General features: G+C 33.2%; 23 protein-coding genes and 2 pseudogenes. 22 read left to right on the top strand and 3 right to left on the bottom strand.

Features of this window, described 5'->3' with window-relative positions:
- Nucleotides 1-44: 44 nt before the first annotated feature.
- The 5 genes from D9842_RS08610 (at nt 45) to D9842_RS08590 (ending at nt 3,641) form a co-directional block, all read left to right on the top strand.
- Nucleotides 45-599, top strand: a complete 555-nt coding sequence (locus tag D9842_RS08610) for a GNAT family N-acetyltransferase (protein WP_121662175.1) — start codon at nt 45-47, stop codon at nt 597-599.
- A gap of 89 nt (nt 600-688) precedes the next feature.
- Nucleotides 689-1,186 carry a hypothetical protein gene (locus D9842_RS08605; RefSeq protein ID WP_121662174.1) on the top strand — a complete coding sequence of 166 codons (498 nt, stop codon included), beginning with the start codon at nt 689-691 and terminating at the stop codon, nt 1,184-1,186.
- Nucleotides 1,187-1,428: 242 nt separating this feature from the next.
- A complete protein-coding gene (locus D9842_RS08600; RefSeq protein ID WP_121662173.1) occupies nt 1,429-2,211 on the top strand; it encodes a class I SAM-dependent methyltransferase in 783 nt (260 codons plus the stop codon).
- 150 nt (nt 2,212-2,361) lie between these two features.
- A complete protein-coding gene (locus D9842_RS08595; RefSeq protein ID WP_121662172.1) occupies nt 2,362-2,922 on the top strand; it encodes a hypothetical protein in 561 nt (186 codons plus the stop codon).
- Nucleotides 2,923-3,335: 413 nt separating this feature from the next.
- Complete coding sequence (locus D9842_RS08590) at nt 3,336-3,641, top strand: putative quinol monooxygenase (RefSeq protein ID WP_121662171.1); 306 nt, start codon at nt 3,336-3,338, stop codon at nt 3,639-3,641.
- Between the two features lie 417 nt (nt 3,642-4,058).
- Here the strand turns inward: D9842_RS08590 and D9842_RS08585 are convergent.
- The 3 genes and pseudogenes from D9842_RS08585 to D9842_RS08575 form a co-directional block, all read right to left on the bottom strand.
- Nucleotides 4,059-4,193: pseudogene (locus tag D9842_RS08585) on the bottom strand (EVE domain-containing protein); the annotation flags it as partial.
- A 5-nt stretch (nt 4,194-4,198) separates the two neighbouring features.
- Complete coding sequence (locus tag D9842_RS08580) at nt 4,199-4,594, bottom strand: rhodanese-like domain-containing protein (RefSeq protein WP_121664997.1); 396 nt, start codon at nt 4,592-4,594, stop codon at nt 4,199-4,201.
- A 19-nt stretch (nt 4,595-4,613) separates the two neighbouring features.
- Nucleotides 4,614-5,033 carry a MarR family winged helix-turn-helix transcriptional regulator gene (locus tag D9842_RS08575; protein WP_121662170.1) on the bottom strand — a complete coding sequence of 140 codons (420 nt, stop codon included), beginning with the start codon at nt 5,031-5,033 and terminating at the stop codon, nt 4,614-4,616.
- Between the two features lie 367 nt (nt 5,034-5,400).
- Between D9842_RS08575 and D9842_RS08570 the strand changes: the two genes are divergently transcribed.
- The 17 genes and pseudogenes from D9842_RS08570 (at nt 5,401) to D9842_RS08485 (ending at nt 22,732) form a co-directional block, all read left to right on the top strand.
- A complete protein-coding gene (locus D9842_RS08570; protein WP_121662104.1) occupies nt 5,401-6,684 on the top strand; it encodes an IS110 family RNA-guided transposase in 1,284 nt (427 codons plus the stop codon).
- A 613-nt stretch (nt 6,685-7,297) separates the two neighbouring features.
- Nucleotides 7,298-8,206: a DUF2268 domain-containing putative Zn-dependent protease gene (locus tag D9842_RS08565; protein WP_121662169.1), complete on the top strand. Its 909-nt coding sequence runs from the start codon at nt 7,298-7,300 to the stop codon at nt 8,204-8,206.
- A 702-nt stretch (nt 8,207-8,908) separates the two neighbouring features.
- Complete coding sequence (locus tag D9842_RS08555) at nt 8,909-9,643, top strand: urease accessory protein UreH domain-containing protein (RefSeq protein WP_121662167.1); 735 nt, start codon at nt 8,909-8,911, stop codon at nt 9,641-9,643.
- A 26-nt stretch (nt 9,644-9,669) separates the two neighbouring features.
- On the top strand, nt 9,670-10,557 hold the full coding sequence (locus tag D9842_RS08550) for a cytochrome c oxidase assembly protein (RefSeq protein WP_121662166.1): 888 nt from the start codon (nt 9,670-9,672) through the stop codon (nt 10,555-10,557).
- Between the two features lie 4 nt (nt 10,558-10,561).
- Nucleotides 10,562-11,272: a response regulator transcription factor gene (locus D9842_RS08545; protein WP_306821515.1), complete on the top strand. Its 711-nt coding sequence runs from the start codon at nt 10,562-10,564 to the stop codon at nt 11,270-11,272.
- Nucleotides 11,269-12,672: a sensor histidine kinase gene (locus D9842_RS08540; protein WP_121662164.1), complete on the top strand. Its 1,404-nt coding sequence runs from the start codon at nt 11,269-11,271 to the stop codon at nt 12,670-12,672. Before D9842_RS08545 ends, D9842_RS08540 begins: the two co-directional genes overlap by 4 nt.
- Nucleotides 12,669-12,866 (top strand): hypothetical protein, encoded by a 198-nt coding sequence (locus D9842_RS08535; protein WP_121662163.1) that lies wholly within the window; start codon nt 12,669-12,671, stop codon nt 12,864-12,866. Before D9842_RS08540 ends, D9842_RS08535 begins: the two co-directional genes overlap by 4 nt.
- Before the next feature lie 3 nt (nt 12,867-12,869).
- Entirely contained in the window at nt 12,870-14,129 is a 1,260-nt protein-coding gene (locus D9842_RS08530; RefSeq protein WP_121662162.1) for a F510_1955 family glycosylhydrolase, read from the top strand.
- Between the two features lie 119 nt (nt 14,130-14,248).
- The gene (locus D9842_RS08525; protein ID WP_121662161.1) at nt 14,249-14,806 is read left to right on the top strand and encodes a hypothetical protein; all 558 of its coding nucleotides are present in this window, start codon (nt 14,249-14,251) and stop codon (nt 14,804-14,806) included.
- Nucleotides 14,807-15,020: 214 nt separating this feature from the next.
- A complete protein-coding gene (locus D9842_RS08520; RefSeq protein ID WP_232273378.1) occupies nt 15,021-15,254 on the top strand; it encodes a hypothetical protein in 234 nt (77 codons plus the stop codon).
- 45 nt (nt 15,255-15,299) lie between these two features.
- The gene (locus D9842_RS08515; protein ID WP_121662159.1) at nt 15,300-15,557 is read left to right on the top strand and encodes a DUF2933 domain-containing protein; all 258 of its coding nucleotides are present in this window, start codon (nt 15,300-15,302) and stop codon (nt 15,555-15,557) included.
- Nucleotides 15,558-15,700: 143 nt separating this feature from the next.
- Nucleotides 15,701-17,602: a copper resistance CopC/CopD family protein gene (locus D9842_RS08510; protein WP_121662158.1), complete on the top strand. Its 1,902-nt coding sequence runs from the start codon at nt 15,701-15,703 to the stop codon at nt 17,600-17,602.
- 1,179 nt (nt 17,603-18,781) lie between these two features.
- On the top strand, nt 18,782-19,486 hold the full coding sequence (locus D9842_RS08505) for a hypothetical protein (RefSeq protein ID WP_121662157.1): 705 nt from the start codon (nt 18,782-18,784) through the stop codon (nt 19,484-19,486).
- A gap of 149 nt (nt 19,487-19,635) precedes the next feature.
- A pseudogene (locus D9842_RS26540) lies at nt 19,636-19,818 on the top strand (class I SAM-dependent methyltransferase); the annotation flags it as partial.
- 316 nt (nt 19,819-20,134) lie between these two features.
- Nucleotides 20,135-20,848: an alpha/beta fold hydrolase gene (locus D9842_RS08495; protein WP_121662156.1), complete on the top strand. Its 714-nt coding sequence runs from the start codon at nt 20,135-20,137 to the stop codon at nt 20,846-20,848.
- A gap of 206 nt (nt 20,849-21,054) precedes the next feature.
- Complete coding sequence (locus D9842_RS08490; RefSeq protein ID WP_121662155.1) at nt 21,055-21,744, top strand: helix-turn-helix domain-containing protein; 690 nt, start codon at nt 21,055-21,057, stop codon at nt 21,742-21,744.
- A 94-nt stretch (nt 21,745-21,838) separates the two neighbouring features.
- Entirely contained in the window at nt 21,839-22,732 is an 894-nt protein-coding gene (locus tag D9842_RS08485) for an EamA family transporter (protein WP_121662154.1), read from the top strand.
- The last annotated feature ends 295 nt before the right edge of the window (nt 22,733-23,027 follow it).

Here is a 23,027-nt window from a genome sequence, read left to right as displayed (position 1 = left end):
ATAAGTTTATTACATAGATAGAACAAAGGGAGAGTTTTTTAATTATGATAGAAATTATAGGAAATAAAGTTGTTTTAAAAGGGGCAACAAATAAGGATATTGAAGAACTATATTTTTGGAAATTTGAAGAAAAGGAACAAGAGGCTAAAAAGTGGAACGGACCTTATATTCCAGAAGATAAAATGACTAAAGATGAGTACCAAAAAGATTGGGAAAAGGAAATCTTTCCAGACATACCTGCTTCACTTGTTATAATATGCGAAGGAAAACCTATTGGTTATGTTGGGGCTTATTGGGTAGATAAAAACACAAACTGGCTTGAAACAGGGATTGTTATTTATGACAGCAATTTTTGGAACGGAGGCTTTGGTACAGAAGCCTATGAACTTTGGATTGATTACCTTTTCACATCTACTGATATACATAGATTAGGTATGTCTACTTGGTCAGGAAACACAAGGATGGTAAAGGTTGCAGATAAATTAGGAATGAAAGAAGAAGCGAGAATAAGAGATGCAAGAATGGTTAATGGTGAATATTTTGATGCAATTAAGATGGGAATTTTAAGAAAAGAATGGGAAGAGATAAAAGGCATTTAATTTTCACTTTATCTTCAACAATAGTTGAAAAGGAAGAAATCCATTATCATTAAGAAGTGGAAGTAAACTTCTAAAAGAAGGTGATTGATTTGAAGAAGAGTTTTCTAGTTATAGTCATTCTTGCAGCCAGTTTAGCTGCAGCTGGATGTGATGTCCTTCAAAAAGATGCTTATGATTATATGAGCGAAGTGCGATCTACTGAATTACAAGATGAATCGACTAATGGGGTAAGTTTAAGAGATAATTCTGAAAGTGTAGAGAAGAACCTAGGGAAACCCAAGAGAATTGAAAAAAGTGATTCAGTCACTCATTTAACATATGGAAATGATGGTCTTTCTATTACATTAGATGATGATATAGTCGTCGAATACCAGATCAATAGTAAGGTGTATCAAACGGTTAAAGGGATCAAAGTAGGTAGTACCAAAGAGGAAGTCATCCAGCAGTACGGATCGAACTATTATACGAATAAAGAAGATAAAAGCTATAAGAGGATCGGTTACTTTGATAAAGAATCGAATCGACATATTGAATTTTTCTTAAAGAACAATCAAGTTATATATATAACAGTAGTCGATATTTCTTAAGTTCTCGACTTGAGATAGTCTTTGATGAAGAAACAGAAGAGGACGAATATATGTAGATGTCCTTCAACTGCGGTATTACTATGGTGAGGCTACGGGAACTAGTATAAGGACAGATCGTGTAACATCAATTAAAAGATGTGAAGAAATATCTTAAACTACAGGATCAATTATAAATTATAAGACGAAATAAGGGTGATGCTATAATTTAGAAAGACTTTGCTCTTAAACAAGGGGGAAATATGATGGATACAACACAACATAATAGCAACGCATGGGATAAGAAGGTTGAAGAAGGTTCTAGATACACTCAAGCAGTAAGTAGTGAAGTAATTGAAAAAAGTAAATCAGGTGAATGGGCAATCACTGTCACAACTGAAAAAACAGTTCCAAGAGATTGGTTTCCAAAATACATAAAAGGGTTAAAGATACTATGCTTAGCATCAGGCGGTGGTCAACAAGCACCTGTTCTGGCTGCTGCTGGAGCAGATGTAACAGTTACTGATATATCTAAAAAGCAGTTAGAGCAAGATGAAAAGGTAGCTAAACGTAGTGGATTAACTATAAAAACTGTTCAAGGTAACATGTCAGATCTCAGTGATTTTGAGGATGAATATTTTGATATTGTAGTTAATCCTGTTTCCAACTTGTTTGTAAAAGATGTATATCCTGTATGGAATGAGATTTCAAGAGTGTTAAAGAATAAAGGGATTTTAATTGCTGGTTTTACTAATCCTTTATTATGGATTTTTGATGACAACCTAGAAAGAAAAGGGATACTTGATGTTAAACACTCCATTCCTTCATCTACTTTGGACTATTTGCCTGAGAATGACGTTCAAGATTACATCAATTCAAGTCAAACAATTGAATACGCACACACTTTGGAAGATCAAATTCAAGGTCAAATTGATGCAGGATTTGTTATAACTGGATTCTTTGAGGATGATTTTGGCGGAACAAGGATATTAGACAAACATATAAAAACTTTTATTGCAACTAGAGCTACAAAGATAAAGATTGACTAAACTTTGTTAGACTAAAGGATACGTTTATTCAATTCCATCCTCAACAATCAAAGCGTTTTTCTGGAACAAGTAATAGTGGCAGCCAAACTGAATTGAAAATGGATTTAGAAAAAAAGATGGTGTAGACGAAAATTATTTAGGTGGTGAAAAATGAATAATATTAAAACCTATTTAGTCATACCAAGAAACATTATTGACCAAAAACTAGGGAGAAATTTTGAGGAATATTTAGTGGGATTTCCAGAAGTGTGCTATATATCTTTTAATCAAGAATCTGAAGTGAAAAAGTTGATAGAAGAGGATCTAATTGATTCAAAGCATCTAGAAATTTGTATTAATATCGAATTCAATAATAATATACTGTTAGACCATAACTTTAAGGGATTAAACTTATGGGAGGATATAATTGATGCTGTAATTGAGTATCAAGAGAGAGAGATTAGCGAAGTATTATTAGGAATTGACCCTAATATTCTAAGATTAACAAAACAAGATGAAATAGGAAACTTAAAGTGGGAAATCTTTAATGAATATGATCCTGCCGATATATACTACTCAGGAATAGTTAACAGTAATGAATACTTGTTTCATTTAATTGTTGCAGCTAAAGAATTTTATAATAATCTAAAGAAATACAGTATTTTTACAGAAATAGAATATAATGAGTCAATATCTGAAATTGTAAAGATTGAAGAAAACTTACAAATATAAATCCAACTAATTTTTTGTAAATTATATTAAAAATATCGAAATTAAACAGGCACGTTATATAAATTAAGAATGTTCGTTTTTCTTTTTTTTAAAACTAACAACGATTGTTAAAATAACATCGGGCAGTTAGTGAAGTACTAGAACTATTATTTTGAAATTCCACTTACTCTGGAGTAATAAAACTTCAACAATATAAAAGCACCTTTCTTGAATTAAGGAAAGGTGCTTACTTCTGTTAAAATGTCAGATTGGGGAAAATCACTTAGAAATGGAAAGATGTTTGTGAAGGCTTTACTTAAACTACCTGGCAGGAAAGTAAAAGAACCTTTATGGTTTATTTAATGGAAATAACAGGATAACAGAGGCGGGATGTAGAACCAATTAACAGGTCACAAAACTAGGGAGGACTATAAATGAGTAAATTCAGTTTGTTTGGTAAGTTTGAGGTACAAGAAGGCGAACGAGACACAATGGTAGGTATTTTATTGGAAGCAGCAGAATCAATGAAAAATCTTGAAGAATGCGAGATATATCTTGTGAATATTTCGGAAGGTGAACCTAATTCTGTTTATGTTTATGAGGTGTGGAGTAATGAAAAAGCCCATCAGGCATCTCTAACTCTTGAAGCTACAAAAACTTTAATAAAGCGTGCCAAACCAATTATTACTGGTATGGACAGAATAAGTACCCTAAGAACAATGGGTGGGAAGGGTATTTAAACAACTACTTATACTAATAACTTTTATAAACTAAGCAAAACAAGCTTTTAATTAATCAATTAAAGCATTTTCCATAAAAATATTGATTATTTTCTACCAGTGTTCCACTACAATGGGCTTACATGAGTTAAGCGCTTATTCTTCAACCTCAAGATAAGCGCTTTGTATAAATCATTTGTTTATTGAACACATAGTAGTTTCCTAACCCCTAACCTTTCTTTTTAAACATTTCCTAGTAAAACCCATAATACAAGTTAATATTAGAAAAGGTATAACGATGGGAAACAAATAACCGACTAAGTCAACAACTTTTTCTCCACTCATATGATTTAATATATGATATAAGGATGCCTTAGGTCTAATAACGCCGTTAATTATTTACTAGGTATCTTTGAGTATAATTTTAGGCGAGTATTAAATAATCCAATCACCAGTACTCAACTTTTTCAAAGGTGCTTGTTTGCCATGACAAAGTTGAGTAAACCGACCTTGCACTGCATTTATTACATGGTCACGTGAAGCAACCCCAATCCAATACCTGTTATTCTGCATAAGAGTCAGCACCCGCAACTATCAGAAGAAAGATTAGCATTTTTAGAAGAATCTGAGACAGGGAAATTCATTTCTTTCCAAGCCGCGATACCTCCAGTCAACTCTTTTACTTTATAGCCATGTTCTAATAGAAAAGATGCTACTTTGGCTGCTGTGTTACACCAGACATCCCAACAATATACAATAATTTCTTTATCTTTCGGAATTTCATGTAAATGATCCGACAACTCCTGTTGGGGAATGATATTAGCATCCTTAATTGTTAGGCTTCTTACATGTTCAGGTCCATTTCTTACATCAATTAAAAAGTATTTTTCTGGGTCGACCTGTGACAATCTCAAATAATCCATGGGGCTAATAGTTGCTTCTAAGCGTGCATTAAAATAATCAAGTGCGTTCATAAATAAGATACCTCCAGTTTTAAAGTGAACTCCAAATTTTAACAAGAAGCTCCTTCAGCAATTGTCTTTCTTGATCGCTTAAAGGGGCTAGTACATCTAATTCCGTATTGATTAGAAAGTCCCAGCGTGAATCTAATACTTCATTCCCATTAGGTGTAATCAAAAGACTATAGGACCTTCTATCGTTAGGATTCCTTGTCCTTTCTACATACCCCAAAGTTTCTAAGTGATCGATATGACTTACCATTGTTGTCCGATCAATTTGTAGGTTTTCAGAAATATCCTTTTGTGATGAATAAGGATTCGCATTAATAAATAAAAGTACCCCATATTGTCTAGCGTTAATTGCATATGGTACAAGTCCTTCAGCAAAGTTAGTTTCCATTTGCTGAAGAACTTTTCCAAGCAAAAAACCATAAGATTGATTCCATTTCTCCAAATGTAATATTTACCTCCTTATATAATATGTATAACTGATAATCAGTATAACTGATTAATTGTTGAACTTCAAGTACTTATGTTTGTATAAATTTGTTATATAAAAATCTACATCAAAAAGGTGTAGCTCATATACTAGTTATTTATTCTAATACTTACATTTGAAAATAGAAAAAGATAAAAATATATTAAGAGCTACTGAGCATGATCTAATGATAAAATAGCTAATCTTACTAATAGTAAGGAGCCATTCCTGTAATGAAGAAATTTGAGGATTGAAACAAAAAGAGCCCTCTTGGTATAGTACGAGGTGTCCGCAGCTGATCAGCACTAAGGACCCTTAATTAAGTAACCAAGGAGGACTCAAAATGAATTATACACAAAATCACAAAATCTCTCAAATTACACCTTCAACTCTTATTGTTGGCATTGATATTGCCAAAGACAAACACGTTGCACGTGCTCAAGATGACCGAGGCATCGAGTTCGGGAAACGCTTGATCTTTGAAAATCGAATGCATGGCTTTCAAAAACTAGTGAATTGGGCAGAAGCTCTTCGGAAGGAAAATGCAAAGGATCACGTCATTCTTGGCGTAGAACCTACTGGTCATTACTGGTTTAGTCTAGCTTATTTTTTAGTAGCTAAAGGATACGATTTCGTCGTCGTAAACCCTATGCACGTTAAGAAAAGTAAAGAGCTTGACGACAATTCCCCTACTAAAAATGATACTAAGGATGCCCGTGTCATTGCACAGTTGATTAAGGATGGCCGATACTCTGTACCAAACCTCTTAGATGGTGTTTATGCCGAATTAAGAGAAGGCGTCAAATTACGAGATCAGCTTACTAAACAACTGATGACAACAGAAGGACGCATCCAAAACCATATTCAACGCTATTTTCCTGAATTCTTTGATGTGTTTGGAGACTGGGAAGGAAAAGCAGCCTTTTGTACGTTGCGATTGTTTCCGTTTCCTTCTCAAATTAAAGAACTATCACCGGAAGAGGTGTTGATGAAGTGGAAGCCATATGTTCAACGAGGAGTGGGAATTAAGCGAGCAACGAAGCTAGTAGAAGCTGCTCGAAAGAGTATTGGGATACAAATTGGTATTCAGTTTGCCAAGCGAGAATTAGATTATCTACTTGACCAGTATAAGTTATATAAACAACAGGTAGAACAATTAGATACGGAGCTTGAAGCTCTAGTGGAAACACTTCCGGGAGCTAAACAAATGATGGAGATATCAGGATTGGGGTCTACCACAATCGCTTTATTCTTCTCAGAAGTAGGTGACATTACAAAGTACAGTCACCCCCAACAGCTAGTTAATTTAGCTGGGCTCTCATTACGAGAACACAGCTCAGGTAAATTTAAAGGTCAAACTCGGATAACCAAGAGAGGGCGAAGCCGTCTACGACGAGCCTTATATTTGGCTATTCGTCCACTAGTCGCCCATAATCCAACGTTTAAGGCCTTGCATCAATACTATACAACACGGTCTGAAAAGCCGTTAAAAAAGCAACAGTCACTCATTGCCTTGTGTTGTAAGCTACTACGTGTGTTGTTTGTCATTGGACAAAAACAATGTGAGTTTGATGGATCTAAACTAGTAAGTGGATTACCTAAAAAACATTTATTACAGGCTGCTTAAAGCTTTTAGAAAAACACTATAAGTACACATTATTTCTCTACAAACACCAATAGTGCAGAGTTGGAGCATATTTTTTCCATTCGGGCAATTGACCCAGCTAAGGAGCATTTCCAACCTCCACCTCATGGATACGCAGGACGAAGGAAAGTATGGATTACAATCCTGAGAGATATGGGAGGGTTAGCGACCGTGATTTATGTGGAGATTTCTTAGCACGGTTATACACTTATTTTCCAAACTAATCCAGTTTGGATTGATAGGATGGCCCCCACCCTGTAAATCATTTGTATAAATTCAAATAATATCCTGTAATCTTGGTGCGTCAGCTATTTGGTAATATGAAATATTGAGAATGAATGAGTATTTCTAAGAAAAATTAACTTTATTGAGGGAGGTTCCTTTTGATCTAGTTACAAGGAATCATTAATTACTTTGTTAAATTAACACGTGATTTGTCTATATGATATCTTCCACAAACGAAGTGCCTTTCTTGAATGAATAGAAGACGCTTTTTCAGTTAAAAGGCCATAATGTTTTTTGAAACACATACAAGATTCATTTGACATTAACGTAGAGTAATACTTTAGCCTTGTAATATGGAGGTGTATGTTGAATGTACAATACATATAAATTTATTAATACATTCGAACAATATGAGGAATTACTTTCAATATCAGATATAGAAGAAAGAAGAGATTATTTTCGTTATAATATGATGTCGCCGTTTAAGGACATGTGGAATTTAATAAATGTTCCTATTAAAGCAAAACAAGAAAATGGTTATGACGTATTAATGGCTACGAAAATGTTAGGTTATGCAGATATTTCTAACGATAAACAAATTCAACTGGGTCTTTCCCTTTTAAAAGAAAATAACGCCTATGTGGTAGCAGAAAATACTATCAAAACGTGTATAGAAAAAGCTAATAAGGCAGGTTTGAAAGTGAACGCCGATGAAATAAAATTTGGTATGTATGTCGCAAATCCAGATAAGTTAAAACTTCAACAAGGATATACGGGATTTGGTGGTATTCCTGGATTTATTACTGTGAATATTTATCCAAATGATTATAATTTATCTAAAATACCTGCTGTTATTGCTCATGAGTTTCATCACAATATTCGTTTTTCTTATTTTGATTGGGATCATGGAAATGTAACAGTAGGAGATTATATTGTCATAGAAGGATTAGCAGATTCGTTCGCAAAAGAGCTGTATGGTACAGAACAGCTGGGACCTTGGGTGACTAGTATTGAAAGGGATGATTTAGAGTATTCAATCTATGTTATTGGAGAGGCTCTAAACATAAAAGGATTTTCTGAAGTAAGTAGTTACATGTTTGGTGATGAGATTGCCAAACATGAAGGATATAAACCAGTAGGTCTATCTTTTGGAGCTGGTTATGCAGTAGGTTATGAGGTTGTTCAATCTTTTATGAAAAAGAATAATAAAACGATATATGAAACAACGTTAATTTCTAGTAATGAGATTATTAATGGATCTGAATTATTTTCTTTATGAACATCATATCCATTCTTTCTGTTTTAGAGTATTTCAGTGACATAAAGTTTCCCTTGTAACCAATTATTTTTCGTCGGTGGAAACCAAATGGTATTTCATCAAATATAATTTGATCAATAAGGTCTGCTATTCGGTAGACCTTATTTTTAATAAATAAAAATAATCTCCATATTTTCTTCAAATATTTGTTTTAAAATTAATAATCTCGAAAAAACGTTTTAGATAAATTTAGAAAATGGATATGAATCACAGTACCTTTTCACGGCACTTTAATTCCAATGCAAATTCAATATAACTGAAGAGACAAAGAGGTGCCATAAATATTGAGGGAATTAGTTCAAGTGGAGGTCCAAGAATTACAGGACGATTACAAGCGAAATAAATAGAATAGCTATTTATCATACACAGACTAATAAGAATGAGTTGATTTCTTATTTTAATAAGTTTTGCTCTAGTTGCCATGATTATAATCCCTGGGCAAGTCGCTTTTTTCTTTTCACGGAAAAAGAAAAATTACGTCTCATTTAAAACGTCATCACATAGGTCACGAGCAATGCCTTTTTATGTTTAGATAGTGTATTCGTTTTTTGAGTCAACATATGCTCTGGATAACCAGGCAGATATTATTTTTTATCTCCATATTTCCTTCATTCACTTGCTATAGAATTAACAACCAATTAAACAAAGTAGAGGTGCGCGTTGATGTATGAATTTTTCAATCAAATAAGTAATGTTATGACTCACCCCTTTTTAAACCTCGCAAGGAGCTTTGAAAGCATTCCAATCCTATTCGCTTTTTTACTTGGGATTGTTGGTGCAATGGCGCCATGTCAGTTTACAGGAAACATCGGGGCAATTACTCTTTATGGGAATAAATCACTCCAAAAAGAATTAGCATGGGTCGATGTTCTCTTTTTTACTTTAGGGAAAATTGTCGTGTTTACTGGTTTGGGGATTCTGGTTTGGTTTTTGGGAAGGGGATTTGAGTCTCAACTAACATTATATTTTCCGTGGTTTAGAAAAGTTATTGGTCCAATGTTTATAATAGTCGGTATGTTTATGCTTGGTATTATTAAGGTGAAAGGGACATTAACGCTATTGGAATTGCCAAAGAGGTTTTTTCAAAAGGGAAAAATGGGTTCCTTTTTAATGGGAATTAGCTTTTCACTTGGTTTCTGTCCAACCATGTTTGTTTTATTTTTTGTTACATTAATGCCAATAGTATTTTCTACATCATATGGGGTTGTTTTGCCTAGTCTATTTGCAATTGGTACATCTTTGCCATTATTCCTAGCTATGTTCTTAATTTGGTATTACGGAGCTAGTGGTGCAGTGATCAGGAAGGGAAGAAAGGTTGGGTTATATATTCAGAGAGCTTCTGGTGTGATCTTGGTCGTATTAGGAATACTAGATACTGTTACCTACTGGACAATATAGGGTTATGGTATAGAAGAGGGAAAGAAATGAAGCAAATTAATGTATTAATTGGAGTACTATTATTTTCTATATTAAATCCCATTAAAAGTGTTTTAGCTCATAATGGCATCGACGAACAAAACAGTACGAAAACTATTTTTGATCAGTGGAACATCATATTATTTGGGGCTTTAGTTATTTTTTTAGTAGCTTATATCTATTTATTTAAAAAAGAACAAGACTTTCTTAAAAAGTTTAGCTTTTTCTTTTCAGCTGTACTCATTTTTTATCTAGCAATGGGCAGTCCATTACACTTATTAGGAGATCATTATTTGTTTAGTGCTCACATGCTAGAGCAATCTCTAGTTTATATAGCATTACCGCCTTTACTTTTGTTAGGTTTACCTAAACATTTTGTTGAGCCAATTTTCGCTTTTGGATTGAGGTACAAAATAATAAGATTTTTAAAGTATCCCTTGATTCCCTTATTATTGTTTAATGTATTGTTTTCTTTTTATCATATTCCTTTCATATTTAATCTAGTCGTTTCAAATAATATTCTGCATAACTTAACACATGCTATTTTGACTGTTACTGCTTTCTTTATGTGGATTCCACTTATACCCATGGTTAGGGAATTAGATAAATTAACAGAGGTTCAGAAAGTTGGGTATATCTTTGGAGCGGGCGTTCTACTAACTCCAGCTTGTGCTCTTATTATTTTTTCAGAACAAACATTTTATCCTGTATATTCAGAAGCACCACAACTTTTTTCAATTCTTCCTCCATTAGAAGATCAAAGAACTGGTGGAATTATTATGAAAATGGTGCAGGAAATCGTATATGGAACAATGATTGGCTATATTTTCTTTAAATGGGCAAAGAAAGAAAGGTCAAAAGATATTATTCCAATTAAAACAGATATAGGGATGTGAAATAGTGGAGAATAGGGAAAAAGTCTTAGTGATCGATGATGAGTGGAATATGAGGAATTTACTCAAAATTCATCTGTCTCCCCAATTTGAAGTGAAAGAAGCTACTGGTGGAGAAGAAGCTTTTCGTTTTCTTAAAACGGATAAATTTGACTTAGTAATATTAGATTTAATGATGCCGGAAATGGATGGATGGGAGGTTTGTAAGAAAATAAGAGATACTAGTCAAGTTCCCGTCCTTATGTTGACAGCCCGTGGAGATATAAAGGATAAGGTTCAAGGGTTTAACGTTGGAGCAGATGATTACCTTGTTAAGCCTTTTAATTCAGAAGAGTTAATAGTAAGATCTAAAGCTCTTATTAGACGCTCAATGATGTCTTCCGATTCTCACGTAAATCCTGAAGGATTCATTGAAATTTCTGATTTGAAAATAGATCAACAAGGAAGACAAGTTTATATAAAAAATCATGTTTTAGATTTAACACCAAAAGAATTCGACCTTATTCAGCTTCTGGTTTTAAACCCTAACACAGTCTTTACACGAGATATGCTTATGGATCATATTTGGGGTATTCATGATGTATTAGATATTCGAACAGTTGATTCACATGTGAAAAATGTAAGGGAAAAGTTTCGGAAAAGCGATCTTTCGTTTAATCCAATTAAAACAGTTTGGGGAAAGGGCTATAAGTTTCAAGCTCCGGATGAGGGACAATGAAGTGGCACAGCATTGTTGTCAAATTAGGTGCAAGTATCTTACTTCTTGTATTAGCCATTTTGCTTCCACTCGGTTTCATTATGAATCAGATATTTTCTGGTTTTTATTTTAGCAAAGTACAAGAGCAAATTGATGACCTTTCTAGTCGATATGCCGAATCTATAAATACATTAGATCGTCAACATCTTAACATGTTTGAACAATTGGCAACTTTAACTGGCCAAGAGATTATCATTGTGAATAAAGAAGGAGTAGTAGTAGCAAATTCAGGAATTCCAAGTTTGCCAAAAGGGGAAAAAATTAATTCAAAGGAGTTTGACTTACTTTCTATAAATAAGGCTACTCAAAAAGAGTATTATGATGAAATAAACAATAGACGTTATTTAAGTGTTGGAAAGCCAATTTATACTGATCGTGTGATCATCGGTGGGATCTATGTGTTAGCTTCAATCGAGGACATGTATCAGTCGGTAGATATGATAGAAAAATCAGTAACTTTAGCAGGAATAGGAGCTATTTTCTTAGCGTTGGGATTTATTTTTATCTTATCACGAAAATTATCAAATCCACTCTTAGAAATGGAGAAAGCAACTCGAAAAATCGCAAAAGGTGATTTAAATACGAGAGTTTCAAAAGGAACAAAAGATGAAGTTGGTTCACTTGCAGCTGCTATAAATGATTTAGCATTAGAATTACAGCGTTACCGCTCAAATAGAAGGGAATTTTTTGCAAACATATCACATGAGTTGCGAACCCCAATTACTTATTTAGAGGGGTATGCAAATGCATTGGAAAATAATCTATATCAATCTGATGAAGAAAAGGAGCAATACCTTCAAATTATCCAACAAGAAGCTAGTAGATTGTCAAAATTAGTTGCTGATTTATTCGAGTTATCTAAAATGGAGGAAGGAAAGATTGATTTACATTTTGAATCAGTAGATTTGGTCGAAGTGGTAGAAAATGCACTTATAAAGACGACAATAAAAGCTAAAGAAAAAGGATTACAAATAGATTTTAACAGATTGACTAATATTCCGAGTATCTATGCTGATGGTTTAAGAATGGAACAAATTGTTTTAAATTTGATTGAAAATTCTATCCGTTATACTGAAAAAGGTACGATAAGTGTAAAGCTTTCTAAAGAATTAAATAGCATAATTTTGGCTGTTGAAGATACAGGAATTGGTATTCCAGAAGACGATGTTCCATTTTTATTTGAGAGATTTTATCGTGTTGAGAAATCTCGATCAAGAGATTTCGGAGGGACAGGTCTAGGTTTAGCCATCGTTAAGCAACTTGTTGAACTTCAAGGTGGGGCTATAACAGTGAAAAGTAAAGTGAGAAAAGGGACATGTTTTGAGCTGACATTCCCAATTAATAGGGGAGATGTTCAGTGAGAAGGATTGAAGTTGTTTTATCTATTGGTCTAATTGCAGCTGGACTCATCTGTTTAACGATGTCTGGTTCCTTAATGTTTGAGCAGGGAATAGCTGTTTATTTTAAAACCTTTGTACAAATTTGTTTATGGATGGGAGTCCCTATCATTTTGGTTGGTGTATTTTACTTATTTTATATAAAAAAGAGGAGATAAAATATGAAGTTAAAGTCATTATTTACAATGTTAATTCTTTTTATATTATCAATTCCGGTCGATGTATTTGCTCATGGGACTGAGGAGGAACATAAACAAGAGGTTATGACTAATACCTTTTTGACCTATGGAATCTTTATATCAACAGTCTTATTAATTGTAGGGGTAATTGTATTATTGACAGTTAAGAGTCGTTTAAAGACAGTAAATGTAAAAAAACAAGAAGGAAGAATAAAAAGAGATAAGTTAAACAGATGGTTGAAGGTCAGCCAGTGGGTTTCTTTAGTATCCTTATTAGTCTTAATTGCTACAGCTTCGTTTAAGATAGTAAATGATGGAGGAAAAGATGGTCAGGTAGAGTTTATGCATATCCATGGTTTAGGTATCACTGATAATGGGGATGAAGTTTATGTACCTGCTCATGATGGCTTAAAAGTCTTTAAAGACGGCATGTGGAGTAACGCAGAGGGGGAAAAACATGACTATATGGGATTCTCTATGGTAGATGACGGTTTTTATAGTAGTGGACATCCAGGTGAAGGTTCTAATTTAAAAAATCCATTTGGTGTGATTAAAACAACTGATATGGGTAAAAGTCTAGAGATGCTAGACTTATATGGGGAAATTGATTTTCATGGAATGGCTGTTGGCTATAAATCACACGCAATTTATGTTATAAATCCACAAGCAAATTCAAGAATGGATGATACTGGACTATATTACTCCACAGATGATACGAGAACCTGGACGAAGAGTGAAATGGAAGGTCTCGATGGGAAGATATCATCTTTAGCCGTACACCCAACTGATGATGCAATTGTTGCTTTGGGTACAAATGAGGGGATATTTATTTCAAAAGACTATGGACAAACGTTTGAGGGAATTTCTGATTCTCCAACAACAGCAGTATCATTTTCATTAGAAGGAGAGTTGTTTGCTGGAATTGTTTCTAGCACCTTTACCATTTCAAAGTTTGATATTGAAACAAATGGACAAACAAAACTTTCTATCCCATCGTTAACAGGCGAAAATGCAATAGGTTATATTGGAGTGAATCCACAGAATGAACAACAAATTCTCTTTACAACTTTTGAAAAGGATATCTATATTACTCAAAATGGCGGTGAAAGTTGGGAGAAAATTGCTGAGAAAGGGATAGGCTCTACGATGAATATTCAAACATCTCAATCCCAAACAGAAAGTCAACATTCTCATGGGAGCATACTGAACATGGAAGTAACAGCAAAGATGAAGATCCATTAGATGTTTCTTGGGAATTTGATAATGAACCTACTGTTGGCAGTAAGCAAACGTTACAAATTAATATTAAAGACTCATCAGGAGAACCGGTTGATAAATTTGATATTGAACACGAAAAGTTAATGCATTTAATTATTGTTAGTGAAGATTTATCTATTTTCCAACATCTTCATCCACAATTTAATGGGAATGGAATGTTTAAGGTGAGTACCAATTTTCCAAAAGGTGGACGTTACAAACTAATAGCTGATGTTGTTCCAAGCGGACAAGAAACGTCCACTGTCACAAAATGGATTGATATTGATGGAAAGAGTAAAAAAGAAGCAGTAATAGTTGATGAAACATTAACAAAAGTTATTGATGGCAGAAGGATATCATTGTCTTTCGGTGGACAAATCCAGTCAAATAAAGACATGACGATGACCTTCACACTACAGGATGATAAAACGGGAGAGTCTATAAACGATTTAAAGCCATACTTAGGTGCAATCGGGCATGTTGTGATCGTGAGTGAAGATGGTGAACAATATGTTCACAGTCATCCTATGAATAAAGAAACAAGTGGACCAGTAGCTAAATTTATGACGGTATTCTCTGAACGCGGTATATATAAGGTTTGGGGACAGTTTAATCATAAGGGCGAAATTGTGACGGTTCCATTTGTAGTTGAAGTGCCTTAGAAAAGGAGGGGATCATTAATATGTAATTGTTTTTGCGATTAGGGTTTATTTTACATATTATATGAAACCCTTTAAAACTAAAGCAAATAATGCTCTTACTATTTTAAAATTTTTATTATCGAAGGAATAAAGGGGCAGAAGCTGTTTTCTCCATACTTTCTTCAAACTTATTAAATATAATTTCATAGAATAAACAAAAAGGGAGGTAATATTGATGAAAAAGAAGATTGTATTTGTTTCATCTTTTGCATTAGCTATATTTCTTGTAGCTGGGCAGTTTACTTATGCAGAAAAACCGGACAGCATGATGAATATGATGAACGGCAATGGAATGACGAAGATGATGGAAGCAATGAATTCTCCTGAAGGGCAAAAAATGATGAAGGCATGTGGAGAATTTATGGAATCTAGTGATAGTGATAGTGAAGTAAAAGAAACATCACATTAAAAATTAAGGTCCTTTTACCTAATTTATAAAAAGGGGATAAAAATAATGGAATGGTTACTGTACTTATTATGTCCTTTAATGATGTTATTCTGCATGAAGGGGATCTTTACAGGCGGTAAAAAAGATTGTCATTCTAAACAAGAAAACATAAAAAATGAACAAATGAAGTCTTTACAATTACAGGTGCATAATTTGCAAGAACAAAATTTGAAACTTATTAATGAGATTCAATTGTCTAAACATAAGAACAGTGTGGTTTCTATTTCTCAGGATACTGAAAATGAGAATAGATTCACATCGTAAGGGCAACCTGTCTGGTTGTCTTTTTTCTTATTTCGACAGTTTCAAGTATAGTTAAAGTTGGATTGATTTTGGAGAAGGATCCAGAGTTTAGTACCAGTTATCATATGGAAGGTTTTAAATATAGAGAATAAGGGGAGAAGGTATTGTCGCTTTTTCGGAAATTTATTATTTGGTCGATGGTCATCGGTATCATTCATGTTTTTTTACCAGTATTAACAGGGTTTGCTCACTCTAACATGGAAAAAACATACCCAACTGGAGGAGAGAAGCTTACCAAAAGTCCCTCAACAATAGAAGTCTGGTTTCAGGACCCAGTTGTTATACATTCTGATTCTATACAGCTACTAGATGCTTCTGGAAACCAAATAGAATTAGGAAATCTAGAGATTGATCCTAAAGATAAAACACATATCGTAAGTAATTTAACTGAGGATCTTCAAGAAGGGTATTATGTTTCAAAAATAAATGTGATTGCATTAGACGGTTATGTTATTCAGGAAGAATTTAAATTTCAAATAGTTGAATCAGAAACTAGGCAACAAAAAGAAGATTTAGAAATTGTTAAGTACTCACCAAAAGATGGAGAAATTGTAGAAGGTTCACCATATCAGATCGATTTGTGGTTTAATCAACCAACAGAAGTAACAGCTATAGGTGTGTTTGATGATCAACAGCAAACGATTAACACTGAAACACCTGTTGTAGATCCTAATGATCCCAACCATGTAATTGTTAAGTTAGAAGGAGGGTTATCAAAAGGAACATACCAAGTGACATGGTATGCGCATCCTAAGAATCTTGATAATAAGCTCCAATTGGAAACAATTGATGTTTTTTATTTTGCTGTTGATGAGTTTACCCCTATTCAACAGCAAGAGAAGGGTGTGTCAACCAAATCATTTTGGTTTGAAAGTATGGGTTTAAAACAAATCGGATATTGGTTTGTATTTATCGGAGTATCTATTTTATTTGGTAGTGCCTTCTTTAACTCAATGATTCTAAGAGAATGTATTAATTCCAAAAAGTGGCGTTATTATTCATTTATATTACTACTCTTAGTTTTAATAGGTATTTTTATTATTTTTGTTCTTCAAAAAGGAGAATTAGAAAACCTCTCATTATCACAACTATTATCTCTAAAGTATGTTTGGATTCCAGTATTACAAATTTTCTTATTAGTTCTAGGTTTTGTATTTAGTAAGGTTAGACTACTTCTTTATGGTTTTGCACTATTCCTATTACCTTTTTTCACTGGTCATGCTGCATATCCTCGATATGGTGGGTATTTATCAATGCTTGTTTACGGGTTACACCTAGTAGCTGCATCCATTTGGATTGGTGGGTTATTTTCCATACTAACTTTACCTCGTAAATCTGAGTTTAAGGAGAAATTAAAGGAAATTTTACCTTCGTTTTCTAAGTGGGCATTAATGAGCCTAATCATCATTGTTTGCACTGGTCTATACATGACTAATCAATATGTACCTTCTTTTTCTACTGAGAGCTTTGTCCAAAGTGAATGGGGAAAGGCTGTTGTGGTGAAGATAATTGCTACTATATTTATTTTAATTATTGGTTTCTTTCAAAGAAGAACGATTAAAAGGTTTATAACAAAAGGAATTAATACAATCATTACACGAGCTAAAATAGAATTAGTTTATGCTGTATTTATTGTTCTATTTGCTTCTTTACTACTAGTTTCTTCACCTGGAGCTGCTGAACAAGGTGTGTATCCAACATCAATGGAAAAAGAAGGGGTTAAATTAGACATAGATTTCACACCTCTTTATCCAGGATTAAATGTATTAACGATGGACTTTGAAGAAAAGGTCAAAAATGTTGAAGTAACCCTTTCAATGCCACCAAACTATAAAGTTAACTACAATGCCTTTAAAGTGGATGATAGAACCTTTAAAATAACAGGAAATCTTCTTCATGCTGCTGGCACAATGGAAATGGAGGTAAAGGCTAAGAAAGAGGATGGAGAAGAAATAGAATATATTTTTAGAATCGTCATACCTGGGGAAATGAGATTTAATGAATAAGGTAGAAGTTATTTGCAGTGCTTTTCATCATTAACTGGAGTTTTTAAGAAGCACATTTCTAGAGAAATGTGCTTTACCAATTATAACTTGTTAGTTATGAAACTCCAAAAGGTAAGCCAGTAGCTGATACATTCAAGGATAAATTTTTAGTTTTTCAACAATATGGGTGTTAATTCAATAACCATCCTCAACAATAAAAACGCAAATGTGTAATTAATAACAGGTTCTGTTTTGAAGTACAAAATACAAATTAACATTGCTTTTCGTATAGTAATTCGCGCTATGATTAAAAAGCATTTTGACAAGTAAATCAGCAAAGAACAATGCTTGGAATATGCTCCAAGCATTTTTATACAAAGATAAGTACCCGTTTAAGCAAATTTCCAACTCTTCAAGAATCGCAAGGAAATAAGCTACTAAAATAAGCGAAGAAATTCCCCTTATTGAGGAAATAACATGAAAAATAGATTAAATAGACGGAAAGATTCCGCCTATTTAATCGAAAAAGACGAAAATGGACCATTTTACATTGCTTAACCGGAAAAATTCCGCTTATATCTCCAAACTGATTTCCATTCTTCATTCTAGCCGGAAAAACTCCTCTTATTTATATACTATTGGTTACTCAATTAAGGATAATCTGCTTTATTTATCCTCCTCTCAGACCATTAGCCACCCCCCTGGTAGTTAAAATCATTTTTAGCACACCATTTGGAATAGCAATGAGCATGAGAATTGTTATGCTGAAAAATCTTATGTCACCATATTAAAAGTGGTTCGGATTTCTGGGCCTATTTACCTTCCATTTAATTAAACCCCTTAAATATCAATAAAAATAAGCAGTCTTATTCAGTAGCGAATAGGACTGCTTATTAGTTTGCTAATTTAGTTTTTGTATTCGGAAACCGAACCCGTTATGTAAATAACATTTGCGTTTTTATTTATGTAAATAGCCATAATGTTGAGTGTTGTTTGAATGGGTTTTAATTTAATAATATAAATATTAACTTAAAAAAGGGATATTTTGATGGGATTCCCATTAAAGATTTATTTAAAATCATTTTTGAAACCATTAAACTAACAGGTAAACGAGAAATTCATTCATAATCTATTATTTTAGAGATGTTATTATTTAAATTCTTTACTATAATGAGGTTGAATTATCCAAAGGGAGACATTATGACACTTGTTAAAACGGCCAATTTGATAATTGGAATTATCTTACTTATACTCTCGATTCCAACAAGTAGTAAAGTGTTGATGGAAAAGGTTTATGACTGGGAAATGAAAAGTAGGTATGAAATTTCTGAGCTAAATGAGATGTACAAGGGTGCGAAAACTACTTATGAGTTCGCCGATTCACAAATTAACGTTTTTCACGAATCAAAAAGTGATGAATTGGTAACCAATGAGTGGGGAGATGTGATCAAAAAGGCTGATGTATATCTCTTAATAAATGGTGAAATAACGGAAACTTTAGTATACTATCCAGTCAAAATAGAGGAACGTGGCTTAAACCAATATACCCATTATATTTCTTATTGGCTAGTAGAGGAAAAAGATACTAACAAGAGATTTTTTGTAATAATACTTCAGAAAAATCCCTCTCCATACAACGTAGCAACTTTCTCTATAGAAAGATTAGAATATATATCTTATACAATTTCAGAAACAGGAACGATAACGAGAGATACTTTTAATTATGAAAACAAGAATAAATTGCAAACTAAACTTATTCCACCTATGTACTTTGGTGGAGCAGGCTTCTACTCAGATATATGGAATACGTATTATCCTTTTTTATATCTAATTATAACTTTTCTGGGTTTTATGTTAATTCTAGTAGGAATTCCCTTTAAGTCGAATGCAAGGACAAAACAATAAGAAATAAACCAAATAGATAATTGATTGTGTTACTAATAATGCTTTTATGCATTAATTAAGATTCTTCAGCAATCAAAGCGCAATTCATGAAAATGAATTGCGCTAATTTGCATTTAAAAAAGGATATATATATAAAGCTAATATTCTATATTTATTCTAAAAGGTTTTTTAAAACAGATAAAGGATATAAAATTGTTCTTGGTGCGGATGAATATAATAATAATCCTGGATAGATACATACTCAAGAGGACCAATTGAATTTATTAGACCATTCCACGTGGGAAGAAAGTTTCAACGAAAATTCTTTATCAGCTATTCTTGATGAACATGTTTAGAAGCATCTTACCTATATAAAGGAGTTGATGCAGTACAACTTTGCTATAGTTTTATGTTGGGTTAATCGGTATTGTATTTGCACTTTTAACAAATTCATCAGGTGGCTTTATTAGTGATTCATTAAACATTTCAGTACAAGGTGAAACATGAATTAAGATCAAAAAAGAAGAAAAAAAGTTTCAACCATCATTTGTCCTTATTGCATCAATTGTCTATTTATTAGGAGCTATAGTTGCTACACTTATTGTATATAAAGAATACTTTTGGGTCAGTAATTTTAGACTTCAATAATAAAAGAGAGGTAGAAAAAAAATGTTTATACAAATAAATGATTTTAAATTATTTGCTAAATTGGTTGGTGAAAATACTGGAAAGCCCACAATAGTGATGGATGCTGGATATGGTGACTATTCAAAGACGTGGGATTCAGTTATTTCTGATCTATCATTGCTTACAGATGTTTTAATTTATGATAGAGCAGGACTAGGGAAAAGTGAATCAAGTTCTAAACCAAGAACGAGCATTGAAATGATTAAAGAATTAAGAGAAGTAGTTAAAGGAACTAAGATCAAACTCCCTTTTATCTTAGTTGGTCATTCATTTGGTGGAGTTAACGCAAGAATGTATGCAACTGAATATCCCAAAGATGTCTGTGGACTTATATTGGTTGATTCTACACCTGAGGATTATAGAGAAAGATTTCTTCCAACGATGTCAAACGAGTTCCAAGAGGCATATAACAAACAATTTGTTCATGAAGGTAATTACGATGAATTTATGGAAAGCTTAAAACAGTTAAAGACATCAAAAAGAAAAATAAATGTGCCATTAATCGTTCTATCAGCTGGTAAAAAAGCTCATTATTCAACAAAGTCACAAGAATTATGGAATGAGATGCAGAGAGATATTCTTGAAATATCTACAAATGGGGAGCTGGTGATTGCTGAAAATTCTGCACATTATATACAAAATGATGAGCCAGAGTTTCTAGTTAACGCAGTAAAAAGATTACTAAGCAGATTTTAAGGGAAATATATTTTTTATTTCATTATAAGAACTTGCTATAAAGTTAATCCTTCGCAATCAAAAGTAAATACGCTAGCTAAAACAAAGTTGCTGAAGAAGGCTTTTAAAAATGAACCTTACTACTTCCTTTTCAACATCTTTATAACATCTTTTAATTGGATTATAATATAATTTAATTTGAGAATTCATTTAGGTGGGAATTAAAAATGAACGTATTATGTGAGAAAAGATCCTATACTAGAGAGTTTACAACTCATCATCATGAGTTTGGACAATTTCTTTTTCCATTAAGAGGCTCCTTAGATATCCAAACGAAGTGGCAAGAAGTCAACCTTAAATCCGATTATTGTTTTTATATTCCTCCCAAGTTAGAACATAACTACCGTTCTGAGGACAGGAATGAATTCTTAATCTTAGATATTCCAACACACTATTTGCCAGAGAATACAAGTGACATGTATATACGGTTGGATCAACAATGGAATGCTATTCGTTATTTACTACTCGAAGAGGTAAAGAGTCCAGAGAACCTATCTTCCCTAATAAATTTAACTAGATATGTAACTAACAAACTCCAAACCTCCAAGCCACCTTCTATTGAATACATTCACAATCATTATAAGGAGCAAATTAAATTAGAGACATTAGCAAAAATAGAACATTTTCATCCAGTGTATTATTCAGCATGGTTTAAGAAACAAACTGGAAAAAGCCCAAAAGCATATATTTCTGAACTTCGTTTGAAAGAGGCGAAACATTTATTAATTTCAACAAAATGGTCCATGTCAGAGATTAGTGAGGAATTACGTTTTGAGAATTCTTCATCGTTTACTAGGTGGTTTGTGAAGCGGGAGGGAATATCTCCACAAAAATATAGAATTCTTAACAATGGATAAAAAGGATATTAAACTTGGTAAAGAAAATTTCTAAGGAATTTTCTATTATTAGTTTAATATTCTTTTTATCTTTTTTTATGGAGGTGAGCTAAAAATGAAAGGAACAATGCCGACTTTTTTAGTATTACTCGCTGCAATACTTTGGGGAACTACAGGTACAACGCAGGCACTTGCGCCAGAAACAGCTCATCCGATTGCGATTGGGGCTACTCGTTTAGCAGTAGGAGGTTTCTTTTTATTATTAATGGCTCTTATAGTAGGGAAATTCAGCCTGAAAGGTTGGTCTATCAAGACAACGCTAATAGCATCTTTATGTATGGCTTTGTATCAGCCGTTATTTTTCTCGGCAGTTTCAATTACTGGAGTGGCTATTGGGACAGTAGTTGCAATTGGGAGTGCACCTATCTTCTCAGGTCTCACAGAATGGATTTATTTAAAGATTCGTCCATCTAAAGTTTGGTGGTATTCTACTTTCCTATCAATATTAGGTTGCCTATTGCTCTTTGTTAATACAGAATCCGTTTTTGTAGACCCTGTTGGAATAGTAATGGCTCTTGGGGCTGGGTTATCCTTTGCTAGTTACGCTCTTATTAGTAGGTCATTGGTTGAAAAACATTCTTCATTATCAGTTGTAGCAGTTGTTTTTACTATAAGTGCAATTTTATTATCTCCGTTTTTATTTACTTTTGATATGTCTTGGATTATGAGTTTTCAAGGTGTAGGTGTAAGTCTTCAACTAGGAATTTTGGCAACTGGGATAGCCTATTTTCTTTTTGCTAAAGGACTTACCAAGGTTAATTCATCAACTGCAGTTACACTTTCGTTAGCAGAACCATTAACCGCAGCATTATTAGGAGTATTTCTATTGGGCGAAAGCTTAACGATAACTTCTTGGATCGGAATGATCCTCTTAATACTAGGAATCGGAATATTATTTTTGTCGCCCAAAAAATCGATTAGCATAAAAGAACCAAAAATGGTTCATTAGCTAGTCGCAAATTAATGAAAAAAATCAAGTGAAGAAACAAAGTCATTAATGCGCAGTACAACGATACTATGCAATAGAATATTGATCTTCAACAATAAAAGTGCTGTTGTTACAAGTCAAATTTTTCAATGAGCATATGACCTACCAAAAGGTGCTTATCCTAAAAGAAAGGAAAAGCACTTTTTTATTTTCGAGGCAATTGAATCAATTTCATAATGTATCATTTGTTACCAAAAAACGTATGAATTTCACATATATTAATGTTTTTATCCGTGTGTTGATTATTAACATGTTC

Origin of the sequence: Metabacillus litoralis (assembly GCF_003667825.1) — a bacterium.
GTDB classification, from domain to species: domain Bacteria; phylum Bacillota; class Bacilli; order Bacillales; family Bacillaceae; genus Metabacillus; species Metabacillus litoralis_B.
Note: the sequence above shows the minus strand (reverse complement) of the source record. Positions and strands in the feature narration are given on the sequence as shown.